The sequence below is a fragment of the Parabacteroides sp. APC149_11_2_Y6 genome (assembly GCF_054506995.1).
On record NZ_CP173709.1, the window covers coordinates 4,840,281 to 4,856,629 of the forward strand.

Sequence of the window (16,349 nt, forward strand, 5' to 3'; positions counted from 1 at the left end):
GATTAAAATGTAAGGTTCAAACCGAATGTATAAATAGCAGGTATCGGATAACTTCCGTTGTCCACACCGAAAGCAGTAGCTTTACCTCCTAATTCGGGAGAGTAGCCTGTGTTGTTTTTCCAGGTTTTCAGGTTCTGCACGTTCACATATACTTTCAGTGCCTGCATGTAGATTTTCTTCAACAGGTTTTTATCGAAGTTGTAAGCCAACTGCACGTTGCGGATACGGAAGAAACTGCCATCCTCGATATAATAATCCGAGTTCATATTGTTGATAGTATGCGCCGTATTCAGTATCGGTTCGCTATTGGAAGTACCTTCTCCGTGCCAGCGGTTCAGACGGTGTGCCATATAGTTGAACTGTGCCCAGTTGTAGTTGTCCCAGGTACGGTAAATCTGGTTGCCGCCCTGTCCCATCATGTCTATGCCCAAATCGAAGTTTTTGTAGGATACACCGATGTTGATACCGTAAGTTACCTTCGGTGTCGGGTTACCGATCATTGTACGGTCTTTCGGGGTTATTTTACCGTCTCCGTCCAGGTCTTCGAATTTCAAATCACCGGGAGTTACGTTTGCCAGTGTGTTTTTCGGAGAGTTCTTGATTTCCTCTTCATTCTGGTAAACACCTGCCACTTTATATCCGTAGAAGTATCCGATCGGATAGCCTGCCGTAGTATAACTCATGCTCTTTTCGCCATCAATAATCGAGTAGCCTTCCTGCACGAGGTTAAGCACTTTATTATTGATAGTGGTAAGGTTCGCTCCGATGCTGTAACCCCAGTCCCCGATGCGGTCGTTCCATGAAAGAGATAACTCGACCCCTCTGTTGCGGATTTGTCCGAGGTTACCCAATCCAGGTACAGTACCGGAAAGTCCCGGAACGGTTGCCAGCAGGTCTTTGGTATTCTTATTGTAATACACCCCGCTGAACTGTAAACGGTTGGCAAACATATTTGCATCGAAACCGGCTTCCCAGGCTTCCACTTTTTCCCAACGGAGGTTTGCATTCGGAAGATATTTCAACTGGTATCCCGGAATAATCACATTCCCGAACACGGCAGATGAGCTGTTGGTCAATACCGGTTGTGCCGGATAAGCCGATTCCATGTTCTGGTTTCCTAATGAACCCCATGAACCTTTCAGTTTCAGCATATCGAAGAACTTCTGGTTCAGCATAAACGGCTCTTCGGAGATTAACCAACCTGCACCGATAGAATAGAAATTCTGCCACTGGTTGCCTGTATAATAGAAAGCGGACGAACCGTCACGGCGGAAAGAAGCATTCAACAGATATTTGCTCTTGTAGTTATAGAGTACACGGGCCAGCATAGAAACCGTAGTACGTTCCCATTGTGAGCTACCGTTGGTTGCCGTTGCGGCATCACCGATACTTATGTACCATTTGTCCGGATTGTCGGCAATAACCAAGCCGTCACCTTGCTGGCGGGCTGCATTCAGGTTGCTGAAGGAATTGTAATACGTAGTGAAACCTGCTGTTGCAGTAATGCCGTGGTCGTTGAATTTATTTACATACGTCAATAAATAATCGCTTTGTACTTTCATTTCATTCTGTTTCAACTGGCTGATAGCCGTCTTTTTAGTACCCAGCGTCTCTACTTTGCCTTCTACCTCGGCGTTGTAAACCTTAACGATTGGAGTATAGGTACGGCTGCTGTTTGAACCGTAATCCAACGAGAACATCGCTTTGAATGTGAAATTCTTCAGGAAGTTCAATTCACCGTAGATATTACCTGAACCTCTGTAGTTTTCCGCACGGGTGGTGTTCGCTTTCAAATCTACGTCGATCATCGGGTTATTCATCTGGGATTTCTGGAAGCTGGGAAGTACACAGTACAAACCGTATTCTTCATTGAATACCGGCGCTACCGGAGTAGTGCGGAGGGCACCTAATACTTCTTTTGCATCCGTAGGCAATGTACGGGCTCCGTTAAACTGGAAACCGAATTTCAGGTTTTTGGTTACTTTATAATCGCTACCCAGGCTTAATGTGATTTTGCTGAACTTTTCATGTTTGATATTCCCCTGTTCGCTGGAATATCCCACACCCATATAGAAGTTGTTTTTTTCGGATGCGCCTGTGATACTGATGTTATTGTTCGTAACGAATCCGGTCTGGAATATTTCGTCCTGCCAGTTCGTATCTGCATTCCATGCAGAGAAGTCGAATGCAGGATTGCCCTGGTTCTTCAACTGTTCGTTATATAATTCTTTGAACTGGTCTGCATTTACCATGTCGATTTTATCGACTACCTTTTTCCAACCGAAAGAAGTGTTGATATTCACCAGCGTCTGTCCTTCTTTTGCCCGTTTGGTCGTAACGATGATTACACCGTTGGCACCACGTACACCGAAGATAGCCAGAGAAGACGGGTCTTTCAGGATCTCCATCGATTCGATATCCGAAGGGTTCAGGAAGTTGATATTATCGTTGAAAAGACCATCCACAATATATAAAGGAGTATATCCGTTGATGGAGTTTGTACCGCGGATACGGATTTCCGGGTCGCTACCGGCACGTCCGCTGTTTAACACCTGTACACCGGCAATTTTACCCTGTAGGGAAGAAAGCGGGTTCATGGCAGGTTTGTTGGCAAAGTCTTCACCTTTGATATTTACCGTAGAACCGGTCAGGTCGCGTTTTTTTGCCGTACCGTAACCGATAACGACTACCTCGTCCAGCTTTTTGGTATCTTCAGCTAAGGCTACGTCTATTTTGGTTTTTCCATTTACGGGAATTTCCTGGGTCACCATTCCCAGATAACTGAATACTAAAGTGGCGTTAGACGGTACATCCGTTAATGTATAATCTCCGTCAATAGAGCTCATAGTTCCGTTTGTTGTTCCTTTTACAACAATATTTACACCGATAGCCGGTTCACCGGTCGCCTCCTCTGTTACGATACCCGAAACGGTCAGGGGTTTCTGGGCAAACACAGATGTTGTAGTTAAGAGCAGGCATAAACAAAGCAATAATCGAGCTTTCATGCATTTCATTTTTAAGTTTAACAATCTCTGATTTTTCTTTTCGGCAAAGGAAGTGCCTGCCTTAAAAATGATGAAATTTTAGTGTACTGTAAAGTTACTTCATAGCTAAAAAGTAGATTGTTTCAGTACGTTTTTACTACTGCATGAGAAGATAAGGGCTTATTATTCATACGGTTTGGATTGTTAACCGGGAAAATGGATTTCCTGTGTTATTAAACATATTAAAACAAAAGAATGTGTCCGGTATTTAACTAAACTGAATCATGAAATCGACAAGGCTCTGCCCTTCCGGCAGGTTCAGCTTTTTCCGCAGACGGTAACGTGCCGCTTCAATACCGCGTACAGAGAGGTTTTGCATGCTTGCCATGTCTTTAGTCGGCATGTTCAGACGAAGCAGGGCGCACATACGCAGGTCGCCCGGAGTTAAGTCCGGATATCGTTCTTTCAGCTTGACGAAGAAGTTCTCGTGGATACGGTCGAAATTTGCCTGGAACACCGCCCATTCGTCATCTTTGGAGATGCTATCGTCTATTTTCCTCACTAATTTATCGAAGAAACGTTTGGTATAGTTGCCGGATAGTTGTTGTTCCTGTATCTCTTTTTTTAATCCTTCCAGGAAATCGTTGTGGGAGATAACAGACAATGTGGCGCTTGCCAGTTCCTTGCTTTTATAGCTGAGTTCATCCTCCAGTTTCTCATTTTTCAGCTTGGTAATCAACTGTTCCTGGGCTTTCAGTTGCTCAGCCTGCCGGCGGCGTTGCTGTTCCGCCTGTTTGTCTTTGCGGGCTATTTCCCAGTTGATATACATCTTTACCAGCAGGAAGATAATACCTGCCAGCAGGAAGAAATAAATAATGAATGCAACAGCAGACCGGTAGAAAGGATGCTTGACGGTAAAAGGGTAAGAACAGGTAGACAGATCAGCCCCTGCATTATCCTTGATTACGGCATGCATGATATATTTCCCGTACGGAAGGTTTGAATAGCTTTTACTGAAGTTCGGAGAACCTTCCGTCCATTCGTCGTCAAATCCTTCCAGCTTGTATAAAATATGGGAAAACCGCTCCCGGTAATCCGGGTAGGAGAATTTGAAGGAGATATTATTGTATTGATAATCGAACCGGACCGGTGTATCCGATACGCTACAGGGCAACAAATGGCTACCGCTATTATGGCGGTTGTGTATCTCTACGGATGAAAGGGTTAGCGCTATCGTTTTCTTATCCGGCAGGGCATGTTTCGGATTGTATTTGGCAAAACCTCCGTTCAGGCAGAAATAGGAGATGCCGTCTGTATCTACATAAATGTTTCCGCGATCTTCGATTGTAGGGTCGTCGAACATACTGAAGGGGATGCGTAGCCTGGTATGGAATGCTCCATGGTCGTAGCTTAACAGCACATATTCGGTATTTCGTATGAACCAGAATAAATCGTTGTTGCAGGGTACGATACGGTACGTATCCGATAATTCGGGGAAATCGCGGTTTAATAAGTCATAGGGTACAATACGGGAAGAGATGTCTTCATAGGTATAAAACTTATCCCCGTCCGAAAACACGATACGTCCCCGTAGTTTCATCACATTGATCGTTCCTTCCTTTTTTGCCGGATTCAGCCGTCCGATATATTCTATTTCTTTCAGTTTTTGCAGGTTTTCGTCCAGCCGGATGCGGTACATGCCTTTGTACATATGGCTTGCCCAGATTGTCCCGGAAGGGTCTACTTCGAAAGTTCGGAGCAGGTTGTTGAACCCTTCCACATTATGGCTGAACTTCCAGCCTTCCGCCGGATGCCATTTAAAAATACTCAGATAGTTGTAGGATACCTGCAACAGGACTTCTTCTCCATGCAAGGTACATTTACGAAGAGCTGTGCCTCCTCCGCTCGGGTCGGGAGCCGGAATGGCCTTTTTGTCTTCAATCAGCAGCGTTCCCCGGTTGTGGCCGACTATCAACTGATTGTCTATGTCGGTGATAAACCAGCTTTGTTCTTCGGTCCCCGGAATCAGGTATGGGTGTTTACCTGCATTGGATAAAACATAGACACCCTGATTTGTCGCCAGGTAAATATTGTCGTTGTAGATTGCCATGTCGTGAACCATGCCGACCTGTACCTCATTCGATTCATAGAAATAGATAGGGGAGTTTACCTGTATATGGGAGATGCCGTTATCCATCGTTACCCAGAGATTGTCCGACGAATCGACAAAGATACCCAGTACTGTATTGTTTATTAGCTGGTTTGCCTTATTGATATGCCATAAGATATGCCCTGTCCTGTCGATGGCAACCAGACCTTCGGATATGGTGCCTACGATATAGGAAGAATCTTTCAGGGAGACGGCACGGTTGGCAATTCCGGATTTCAGGATTGAGTTTGCCGGAGTGTCCCATGTGGAAAGTTTTCCGTCGTCATACATGTAAAATCCGTGTTTGGATGTCACCAATAAAAGCTTGTCGCCATAGGGGAGGGCAGCAACAACATGATCGTTGTTCAATTGCGAATGGGATGCCAGTTCCGTAAAGCTGTCTTCTCCGGTGGCCTTACAAAAGCCTTCACCGATGAATTGTACATATAAGTCTCCGTTTACCAGAAAGAAGTACAACGGTTTTTGCGTTCCTGTCCCTTTCCGTATCTCTTTACCATCATAAATAAAATAGGAGGAGAAAGACTGGAAGTATAGCTTGCCTTTGTATTTTTGGATAGTCCATATCTCGTCGTTGAAAAACTTATAGCCGGTAACCTGCTCTTTCAGCGAATGGTAGATCAGTTGGTTTTTATTATCCTGTTCAAAATAGCCGAACTCTTCGAAGGAGCCTACATAAATACGCCTGTCATCGTCGATAAAAACGGAACGGACAGCCAGGTTGTTAGGTAATTTATACAGATTCCAGCGCACACCGTCGAATTGCAGGAGTCCCCGGTTGTTTCCGAAATACATCTTGCCGTCGTTTGCCTGTGCTGCCGCCCAGTTCTGGTTGCCCGCCTCATACTGGTTGACGGTATAATTGGTAACCTGGGGGATATAGGGTACTGTGACTGCTTCTATGGTCAGACAGGAAAGTAAAGAGATAGTGAATGCTATAATAAGTCGGAATATTCCCATAAAACTGATAACGTTATCGCACGGTTTTCACAAAGATAGGATTAAAAAAAAAGTTGCGGTAAAGTTTTATATTCTTTAACCGCAACCCTTCGTTTTTATTTATGTGTCTTTGAATCCGTTACCGTACGGGGAATTCGGTGATACGCAGTGTCGTACAGCCATAGGGAATTAGCTCGATCGGTTCTTCCGGTCCGTAGTCGTCTCCCTGCTGGGTGAAGTAGGGGATAGGTCCTGTGGAACCTCTGTATACTGTCCATCCCTTCACCCGGCAACCTTTAGTCTTGATGGTAACAGGCGCATTTTCCACATTCCAGGGATAAGGAGCGATGGAGGCCGCCTTTTCCACAATGAAATTGTCTTTGAGGGCCTCGGGACGCAGGTTGTTGTGTCTTAAGGCATAATTCCACGGAGAATCGGAAGTTACTTCATAATACCACTCCCCATAGTCTTTCCGTTTCTCCGGTTCGAATGTTTTCTTTTCCCATTTTTCGTTCATCTTCAATGCATACAATAACGGTCCGCGTTCGATAACGGCAGAGTTTGCATACCATCTGCTGGAGGCTACCTGCATCGGTAATTCGAGCGTAACCATATCTTTATTGCTCCATTCCCTGTTGATACGGGCAATTTCTCCGGGGTAGGCATCCACCTGGATTTCTTCGCCGTTCACACGGATAACCGGGTTCGTACACCATGCCGGAATACGTACATGGAACGGGAAGAAGGCCTTTTTCACTTTCTTGTCGGCAAATGAGATATGGAAACGGATACTTTCATCAAACGGATAAGCCGTTTCTTCCTGAATCTTAACCTGAATGCCGTTGGCTACTTTAGCCGTTACGTTGGATGGTGCATAAACAAGTGCTGCAATGCCATTGTCGGCTGTTGCATACCAGAGGTTCTGGACAAACTTCGGCCAGCCCTGGTGAAGGTTGGAAGTACAGCAGGGATAACCGGTCAGCACACCGAATAGATTGTCCGTATCATCGTGCGGCGTAACGAAATTGCGCCAGTTACGTGTAACAGCAACCTGGTTCAACTGCTGGTAGTACTGGCGTGCCGAGTAATCGTCTGTAACCTGAGTCGGCAGTGCGTTGTAGGCCACCCGTTCCAGATGGTCCGCCCATTGTACGTCGCCGGTTATTTCCAGCATCTTTTCCAGCGAGTACATCATTTCCACGGCTGTACAAAGTTCCGAACCCTGAATCGGGTCGCCGAACTGCAACAACTCGTCGCCCGCCCATAAACCGGTAGGATAGCCGATGGTATGGCGCATGGTCTGTACGGCTTTCTTTACTGCAGCAATCTGTTTTGCATCCTTGCTCTGCTGGTAATAGATAACCGGCTCCTTGAATCCTTGTGCCAGGTTTACGCAGTGCAGGCTGTATTGGCGCGACAAATGGTTCTGGTGCAGGAATACATCCGTCCAGTTGAAGGTCTGTTTGTGGATAAGTTCTCCCAGTTCCAACAGGAATTTATCTCCGGTGATATTATACAGCCAGTAAACAACCTGCAGATTGTCTCCTCCGCGTTGTTCGCCCCAGAAAGTCCATTTGCCTAACGGGTTTTTAGGCAGTTCAGCCAACTGGTATTTAAAATAGTTGGTAAGGAAACCGATTACGCGCTGGTCGCTGGTAGCCGAATAATATTGTTGCATGATTTTCAGCATCACCATTTTGGGCCACCAGTCTTGGGAGTTGTCCCTTTGCAGTCCCGGTTCATAGCTCCGGTCGGTATCCGGTCCGAAATATCCGTTCGGTTTCTGGGAGGCAAGCGTCCATTCTATCCAGGGTTTTACTTTTTCGATAAGTGTCTCGTTATTCAAGATATAAGCCAGCGGCAGAAGCCCGTCTATCCAGTATGGACCTCGTTCCCATACGTCGCCATCGCCTCCGAGCCATCCGTTGCGCGAACCCATTACATGTTCGTATACTTTATCCAGATTGCCGGTCATACCGTCCTGCATGCGTATAAGTTGTTCATGCAGCCATCCTTCGGGGCGGATTGTTCCGATCGGTAATTCGATGTATGGTTTTTGTACCAGCGGATACCGGTTGTTTCCGTAATTCCCGGAGACATTCGTTTGTTGTGTCGGCAGGTCCGCAGCCGATGCAATGGAGGTTGCCGCAAAGGCTGTCAGGAAAATTTTAATCAGTGTCTTCATGTTGTAAAAATTTGTATCTGTTGCTTATTGGATGTAATCAATCCATACTTTCATTTTTCCGGCTTCCCGGTTATCCCATGCATAATAAGGAATCAGGGAAATGGTTTTGTCACCATTTGTTGCCTGGATGATTTCCACTCCGTTCAATAAAGAAGTTTCGAAATTACAGTTGAAAGCGGTCTGTGGAGTAATTGCCAATTTATCGAAGTTTTTCGTATTGTCTGTCTCTTCCATGCAGTAAACCAGTGGTCCCCGTTGAATGGCACGTTTACCTGTGTTCTGTTTCACTCTTGAATCCGCTTCCACTATTTCGACAGGCATTTCCAAATGCAGGGATATTTCGTCACCGTCTTTCCATTCTTTTTGAACGACAGCATATCCTTTTTCTACCGGAGCCGTTTGCTGCTGTCCGTTTACTGCCAATGTATATTGCTTACACCAACCGGGTATACGAAGACGGATTTCCTTATTGAGTGGGGTGGTTGAGGATACTGTCAGTTTAACTTCCCCGTTCCAGGGGTAATCAGTCTCCTGTTTCAATGTAATGTGATTTTTGCCTGCCTGTATTTCTGTACTGTTTCCAATGTACAGGTTAACCCAAATAGCCTCTTTGGAAGTTCCGTAGATGTAATTACCAATAGAGGGGAGAAAACGGGAAATCTGGCTCGGGCAGCAAGCACAGCCATACCATGCCTGCCGGTGGTGGTTGCCTTTTGATTCTAATGGGTTCACATAGAAAAAGCGGTCGCCAGTCAGGGAAATACCAGCCAATGCCCCGTTGTACATGGAACGTTCCAATACATCCACATATTTAGAATCTCCCGTCAACAGGTTCATACGCTGATTCCAGAGTACCATACCCACTGAAGCACAAGTTTCGCAATAGGCATCAAGATTCGGCAAATCATAATCTTCGGTGAAACCTTCGTTATGGCGGGAAGAACCTATACCTCCGGTGATATACATATTGCGTAGTACTACATCGTCCCATAAGCGGTTCAGGGCAGCTATGTATCCGGAGTCACGTTTGATGGCTGCCACATCCGCCATACCGCAATACAGATACATGCAACGTACAGCATGTCCTGCAATATCCGTCATTTCGCGTACCGGTTTGTCATCCTGGTAATAAATAGGATCCCATTTGCCTTCATCCCCTTTGCTTCCGTAGCCATGCCCGCGTTCTTCAAGCAGCCAGTTTGCGAAGTTGAGATAATTCTCCTGTCCGGTTACCTGGTATAGTTTAACCAATGCCAGTTCTATTTCTTCGTGTCCCGGAACCCAATGGCGTTTACCCGGTCCGAAGGTATTCATCATGTGGGCTGCCATGCGGGTACAAACATCCAGTAATTTACGTTTGCCGGTTGCTTTGTAGTAGGCCACTCCGGCTTCAATCATATGGCCGGCACAATACATTTCGTGCTTGTCCATGTTGCTCCATCGCTTGTCTAAACCGGTGAGGGTATAAAAGGTGTTGATGTATCCATCCGGTTGTTGGGCAGCGGCAAATTTATCAATCCATTGGTCTGCTTTCTTTTCCAGCTCCGGGTCGGGATTGTTTATCAGGCTGTAAGCCATCCCTTCCAGTGCTTTATACACATCGGAGTCATCAAAAAAGATACCGGAATGTTCCCCTGTGCCGTTTGCTGCATTTTCGAAATTCCGGATACGCTCGGTTTGGTTTTCAATCTGGTCGATACAAACAGGAAGGGTAGCCGTTATGTGCTTTTTCAGCCGTGGCGACCAGAAATTATCTAGTATCCTGACTTGGGAAAAATCTACCTGCTCAATCATTTTGAGGGAAGTTTCTTTAGGTTGGCATCCCCATAAGGAAAGGCATCCTAAGGAGAGAATTAAGAACTGTTTCATATTTAGAATTTAAAGTTAGATATTACTTGTTGGTCTATTGAGATTACAAAATAAATATATTTCAGGCATTTAGAAGAACTGTTTTTACATAATTTATGGGTTTGTTTCTTTTTTATCCCTTTTGGTATGGATAATTTGCAGAGATAGCATGGCTTTCGACGGAACCATATCGGGACCTATGCAATTCCGGTAAAGGAAATCATCCGGATATTGCAGATAGGCTTTCAGCCATGTTGTCTATATGAAATAGTACCCAAATAGTGGCGACTTCACTTTCGGACATCTTATAAAGCTTATTGCGATGAATTTTACTATCGGATACGGGCTTTTTTTCATAGTGGCATCAAATACTAATGAAAATTCATCAATAACAAAAAAAAATCTGTAATTTTGGAACTAAGTAGAATAGCGTTATAGATTGTAAATGTTATAATTAAGCACTGTAATTTTTAAAAATAATCCATATCTGATTGATTTTAAGAGATATAAAAATTATTAATCTGTTTTTCATGGATAAGAAACAGGAATTGAAATTGAGAAAGTAGGAGTTGATTGATTCTGTGTCGTCTTTCTGTAAGCTGAAATAAAATGATGAATACGAGCAACTTGGCATAAAGATGATTCGTAAATTTGGTAGAAAAAGAAACTGTCCGTTTGAACGTGGAAATTTAGAGATCTAGGCGGCTTCTATCATCTATACAGTAGGAAATATGAATTTCTTGTTTGATAAATCATTTGAACCATATATTCATTCGTTACCCCCAGAGAATACCTGCAAATGGTTAAGGAGACAAGAAGCAGAGGAGAAAATATCGTATTTATAACTAACAAGTAATGTAATCTACATAAGTCTTATATCGAACTTAGGTTAAGTATGAAACGCACATCTGAAATAATTTCTTTTAATCAGTTATTTACAGAATATAAAAATCGTTTTGTCTATTTTGCCAATACATATGTGAGCGACAATATGATCGCAGAAGATATTGTGATCGAAAGCCTAATGTACTATTGGGAAAATAGGGATAAACTTACATCCGGTTCGAATGTTCCGGCTTATATCCTGACTGTCATCAAACATAAATGTCTGAATTATCTGCAACGCCTGCGCACATTGGAAGAAATAGTCGAATATTTAAAGGACTGTGATACCTGGGAACTGAATTTGCGTATCGCTACGCTGGAAGCCTGTAATCCCCAAAAACTGTTTTCCGACGAATTGCAAGTCCTTGTGGACAAAACCTTAAAAACATTACCCGAACAGACACGTGATATATTTCTCCGTAGCCGCTACCATAACCAAAGCCACAAAAAGATAGCGGAAGCCTTGGGCTTCTCTACAAAAACGGTGGAATTTCATATCACCAAAGCATTGAAAGTCTTGCGTATAGCCTTGAAGGATTATTCTCCTTTACTAGCCCTTTTTAGTAAATTTTTCTGCTGATAGTTTGTCTGATATTGACAAATCATCTTCTTCTCTTTGTATTTATGATGATACTTTTATCCATCTTCTTGGAACTCTTTTTCGAAAAAGTGTTACTTCTCATTAGGGATATCTCCCGCTTATTTGCTTTATAAGTAGAAACAGGAAAAATGGAAAAGGAAACATTATACAAATTCTTTGACGGAAAAGCTTCTCGCGAAGAAAAAGAGATTATCCGTGTCTGGTTGGAATCTTCTTCCGAAAATGAGAAAGAGCTTTTCAGAGAACGTGAGTTTTTCGATGCTATCATCTTGTCGGACAGTAGACAGGTAACCATCCGGGAAAAGAAGTCCCGTTCTTATTTCCGGAAAGCTATGTCGGAAATTTTGAAAATAGCAGCCGTATTTGTCATCACTATCGCTTGTGGAACATACTTCTATAAATCGGAAATCCGGAAAATCGGAAAAGCAATGAATACAATTACCGTTCCTGCCGGCCAACGTGTGAACCTGACTTTACCGGACGGTACAAATGTCTGGCTGAATGCCCGTTCGAAAATGTACTATCCGGCAGCTTTTACTGGTGATAGACGGGAAATAACTTTGGACGGGGAAGCTTATTTCGAGGTAGCCCGTGATGAAGACAGGCCATTTGTTGTCCAAACGAATAAATATAATGTTGAGGTATTGGGGACAAAATTCAATGTGGAAGCATATAGCGACTCGGAAGATTTTTGCACATCATTGATGGAAGGTTCTGTAAAGGTATCAGACAAGAATAATCCACCGTGGAATCTTGTCTTGATGCCCAACCATCAGGCATCCCTGGACAACGGCCATTTGCATTTAAAACCAATCACAGATTTCGATCATTTCCGATGGAAAGAAGGATTGATCTGTTTCCGGAATATTAATTTCAAAGAATTGATGCAATGTTTTGAGAAATGTTATGGAATACGAATCGTCATCGAAAACAAACAACTTGGTAATTATATCTGTAATGGCAAGTTTCGTATTTCAGATGGTATAGATAATGCGTTACGAATTTTGCAGAAAGATGCGAAATATTCTTTTGAACGGAACAAAGACGAGTCCGTTATTCATATTAAGTAATATTAAAACTTAAATCAATAGCCTATGATATAACAACTTAATTAGCCTTTTATTTAAAAAGTCGGTGAATGTTGGAGGCACTCACCGACACCTAATAACATAATTACTTATAACTGTATTAACATTATTAGCAAACAAAGATATGAATAAAAAATCTTTGCCGGATATCGTTTTGACAAAAAGGTTCCGACGTAAACGCTTTTTCATAGTTATGAAAATAACCACTTTATTATTATTCATGTTTATTTTCTGCCTTCATGCCGAAAATACTAATTCGCAGAATGTCAGTGTGACAACTCGGAAGAACAATGTCAGGCTGGAGAACATTTTGAACGAGATCGAGGAGCAAACTAACTATTTGTTTATCTATAATGGATTCGTTGATGTCAATCAGAAAATAACGGTTGATTTTGAGAAAGCTTCTTTACAAAATGTATTGGATAAATTATTCTCGAATCTGAACATTAATTATGAGATAGACGGATATTATGTGATCCTCTCTTCTAAAAAAATGAAAGATGAGAAAACTGCTCTTGTAGCTCAGCAACAGAATAAAAAAGAGATACAGGGTATTGTTACCGATCCTCAAGGAGAACCGATCATTGGAGCCAATATCATAGAAAAAGGAACGACCAATGGCATTATTACCGGAGTCGACGGGCGATTTTCTCTGATTACTGAGCCAAATGCTATTTTACAGGTTTCTTTTATCGGATTTAAGATGAAGGAAATTGAGGTTAAAGGGCGCACGATGTTGAAAATTGAGTTGCAAGATAATTTGGAACTATTGGATGAAGTGGTTGTCGTGGGTTATGCTGTCCAGAAGAAAGCGAATTTGTCCGGTTCTGTAGCGACTGCCGATACGAAGAAGTTGGACGACCGTCCGCTAACCAGTATAGGTGCCGCCCTGCAAGGAGCCGTGGCTAACCTGAATGTCGATCCTACATCCGGCGATCCGAACGATTTGCCTTCATTTAATATTCGGGGTTTTACGTCTATCAATGGTGGTTCCCCGTTGGTTGTGATTGATGGAGTGACATCTGATATGACAGTGTTGAACCATTTGAATCCTGTGGATATCGCGAATATCTCAGTATTAAAGGATGCTTCCTCTGCAGCTATTTATGGTTCGCGCGCCGCTTATGGTGTGATTTTGGTGACTACCAAAAAAGGACAAAGCGGGAAAGTGTCAGTGAACTATAATGGTAATTTTGATTGGAGAGGATTGACTGTTAAGCCGGAATATGTGGATGATGCCGAAATTTATTTCCATGATAGAAACCAAGCTTCAACAGGAAATCCTAATTCCGGTTCATGGCCGTCAGAGATGTTTGACGCGATCAAAGCATGGAAAGCTGCCTCTGGAAATAACCCGAACTATTTTTATCATTCGGCTTACGATGAATACTTTTATTTTGATTTTTTCAATCCGGCCGAGACGTATATTAAAAGCGGAGCTTTTTCGACCAACCATAATATCAATGTTTCGGGGAAGAGTGAAAAGGTAAATTACTATGCTTCAGGAAACTATTCCCAACAGGATGGTCTGTTAAAATACGGACGCAATGATTACAAACAGTATAATGTCCGTACGAAGTTGGATATTCAGATCACTCCTTGGTGGAATTTGGGTTCCAATACGAGTATGGTTTCGACCACTTATAAAACGAATACTTACTATTTAAATAAGCATGATGATAGCCGCGATAATCTTTGGTCATATGGTACCGTAATTGAAGGTCTATTGACAGCCGTACCTTTCGGCCCTTACTACTTGTGTGATAATGGATATACGTATGATTGGGCTACACAAATCGGCCAGATGGAGCAAGGAGGAAATGCCCAGAAAGAAGATGTCACCTTTAACCAGCTGTTGACAACACGTATCGATTTGATAAAAGATGTTTTATTTGTGAATGGTCAGTTTAACTATTCTCTTCAAAAAGTGAATACTGATTTAAAAACATTGCCTTTTATCGGATCTGGCGGTGAGGATTCGGAGACATGGACGAATAATGAGGTTTCTTCTGCCGAGGCTCGTAATGGACGTATTCAACATACGAATTATGATGTATACGGCACTTTCCACAAAAAAATTTCCAAAAAACATGATTTGACGGCAATTTTAGGTTTTAACCAGGAGCATTATCGTTACAACCTGCAAAATGTAAGTCGCGACCAGTTGATTTCAACTTCAGTGCCTTCTTATAATTTGGCGTATGGTACGACCACAGCTACCGAATCTACCGAAGAATGGGCATTACGTGGTTTTTATGGACGTTTAGGTTATATTTTCAACGATCGATACATCGGTGAGTTTAACTTCCGTCGAGATCTGACTTCACGTTTCCCGCATAATAGTCGTTCCGTATTCAGCCCTTCCGGTTCTATTGCTTGGGTGGCTTCACAAGAAAATTTCTTCAAACCTTTGAGAGAAGTCATCGATTTGTTCAAGATACGTGCTTCTTATGGTAGATTGGGTAATCAGGACGTAAGTGCTTATGCGTATATTCCGACTATGAGCGCTTCCCAATATTCGTACGCTATCGGCGGTTCTAAACCGATGTATGTTTCTACACCTGGATTAGTTGCCGGAAATTTAACTTGGGAAAAAGTAACCACTATCGATCTGGGTATCGATTTGGTGATGTTGAATAATCGTTTGTCATTTACAGGAGATATCTACCGGCGTGATACAAAAGATATGTTGACTACACAAGGGCGCGATTTACCTTCAGTATTGGGAACTGCTGTTCCTCAAGAAAATGCAGCTGATTTGAAGACTGTGGGATGGGATCTTACCGTAGGTTGGAGAGATCATTTTAACTTGGCGGGCAAGCCATTCAACTATAATATTGATTTTACCTTGTCTGATAGCTATGCGGAGATTACCAAGGTCGTGAATACTACCGGTTCTTTGGATTCTTATTACGTAGGTCAAAGATTGGGGGAGATCTGGGGATTGAAGACGCTCGGTATTTTCGCTACGGACGAGGAAGCCAAAAACTGGGTCGACCAATCAGAAGTACTTTATCAGGCGGGTAAATATCCGTCGAGAGCCGGTACCATTAAATTTGAAAACCGGAACAACGACAATAAAATTTCAAGAGGTCAGTGGACTTTGGAAGATTCGGGAGATTATTATAAAATAGGAAATTCATCTATTCGTTACCGTTTCGGGCTGACTTTAGGGGCTCAGTGGAATGGATTCGATCTTTCTGCTTTCTTTCAGGGAGTAATGAAGCATCAGTATTACCCAGGCTGGTACGACCGTTTCTTCTGGGGTATGTATAGTATTGATTGGAATTGTGAACCATTGTCCAATTATACAGATCGTTGGACAGAAGAAAATCAGGATGTCAATAAATTCTTCCCCAGATTGGAACAGGGAAATGCACATTCAAGCAAACAAGAATTAGGTATTCCTCAGACACGTTATTTACAGAACGCGGCTTATGTACGGCTGAAAAACTTGACGGTTGGTTATACATTACCTAAGTGTTTACTTGAAAAAACACCTATCGAACGTATCAGATTTTATTACTCCGGAGAAAATTTATTCTTAATCTCAGGATTGTATGATGGGTACAAAGTCGATCCTGAAAACTTAGGTTTTCAATATTATCCGTTACAGAGACATCATTCAATCGGTGTGAATATAACTTTCTAA

The 16,349-nt window shown here is 42.8% G+C and carries 8 protein-coding genes; 4 read left to right on the forward strand and 4 right to left on the reverse strand.

The features are described 5' to 3' along the window. Window positions 1-2: 2 nt before the first annotated feature. From ACGE0T_RS19780 to ACGE0T_RS19795, 4 genes are all read right to left on the reverse strand, one after another. Entirely contained in the window at window positions 3-3,014 is a 3,012-nt protein-coding gene (locus ACGE0T_RS19780) for a SusC/RagA family TonB-linked outer membrane protein (protein WP_459188288.1), read from the reverse strand. A 238-nt stretch (window positions 3,015-3,252) separates the two neighbouring features. Beyond that, window positions 3,253-6,111, reverse strand: a complete 2,859-nt coding sequence (locus ACGE0T_RS19785; protein ID WP_459188289.1) for a helix-turn-helix and ligand-binding sensor domain-containing protein — start codon at window positions 6,109-6,111, stop codon at window positions 3,253-3,255. 118 nt (window positions 6,112-6,229) lie between these two features. Next, window positions 6,230-8,275, reverse strand: a complete 2,046-nt coding sequence (locus ACGE0T_RS19790) for a beta-L-arabinofuranosidase domain-containing protein (protein ID WP_459188290.1) — start codon at window positions 8,273-8,275, stop codon at window positions 6,230-6,232. 24 nt (window positions 8,276-8,299) lie between these two features. Further along, window positions 8,300-10,144 (reverse strand): glycoside hydrolase family 127 protein, encoded by a 1,845-nt coding sequence (locus tag ACGE0T_RS19795; protein ID WP_459188291.1) that lies wholly within the window; start codon window positions 10,142-10,144, stop codon window positions 8,300-8,302. Window positions 10,145-10,833: 689 nt separating this feature from the next. On the opposite strand from ACGE0T_RS19795, the gene ACGE0T_RS19800 reads away from it, so the two are divergent. The 4 genes from ACGE0T_RS19800 to ACGE0T_RS19815 all read left to right on the forward strand — a co-directional run bounded on the left by ACGE0T_RS19800 (window position 10,834) and on the right by ACGE0T_RS19815 (window position 16,349). After that, a complete protein-coding gene (locus tag ACGE0T_RS19800) occupies window positions 10,834-10,968 on the forward strand; it encodes a hypothetical protein (protein WP_459190522.1) in 135 nt (44 codons plus the stop codon). A 50-nt stretch (window positions 10,969-11,018) separates the two neighbouring features. After that, complete coding sequence (locus tag ACGE0T_RS19805; RefSeq protein ID WP_459188292.1) at window positions 11,019-11,588, forward strand: RNA polymerase sigma-70 factor; 570 nt, start codon at window positions 11,019-11,021, stop codon at window positions 11,586-11,588. A 149-nt stretch (window positions 11,589-11,737) separates the two neighbouring features. Beyond that, window positions 11,738-12,679 carry a FecR family protein gene (locus ACGE0T_RS19810; protein ID WP_459188293.1) on the forward strand — a complete coding sequence of 314 codons (942 nt, stop codon included), beginning with the start codon at window positions 11,738-11,740 and terminating at the stop codon, window positions 12,677-12,679. Between the two features lie 211 nt (window positions 12,680-12,890). After that, a complete protein-coding gene (locus tag ACGE0T_RS19815) occupies window positions 12,891-16,349 on the forward strand; it encodes a TonB-dependent receptor (protein ID WP_459188294.1) in 3,459 nt (1,152 codons plus the stop codon).

Excerpts from the sequence above, each read along its gene's own strand:
- ACGE0T_RS19790 (WP_459188290.1), bottom strand. The coding sequence starts at position 8,275 with ATGAAGACACTGATTAAAATTTTCCTGACAGCCTTTGCGGCAACCTCC.
- ACGE0T_RS19810 (WP_459188293.1), top strand. The coding sequence starts at position 11,738 with ATGGAAAAGGAAACATTATACAAATTCTTTGACGGAAAAGCTTCTCGC.
- ACGE0T_RS19815 (WP_459188294.1), top strand. The coding sequence starts at position 12,891 with ATGAAAATAACCACTTTATTATTATTCATGTTTATTTTCTGCCTTCAT.
- ACGE0T_RS19805 (WP_459188292.1), top strand. The coding sequence starts at position 11,019 with ATGAAACGCACATCTGAAATAATTTCTTTTAATCAGTTATTTACAGAA.
- ACGE0T_RS19795 (WP_459188291.1), bottom strand. The coding sequence starts at position 10,144 with ATGAAACAGTTCTTAATTCTCTCCTTAGGATGCCTTTCCTTATGGGGA.
- ACGE0T_RS19780 (WP_459188288.1), bottom strand. The coding sequence starts at position 3,014 with ATGAAATGCATGAAAGCTCGATTATTGCTTTGTTTATGCCTGCTCTTA.
- ACGE0T_RS19785 (WP_459188289.1), bottom strand. The coding sequence starts at position 6,111 with ATGGGAATATTCCGACTTATTATAGCATTCACTATCTCTTTACTTTCC.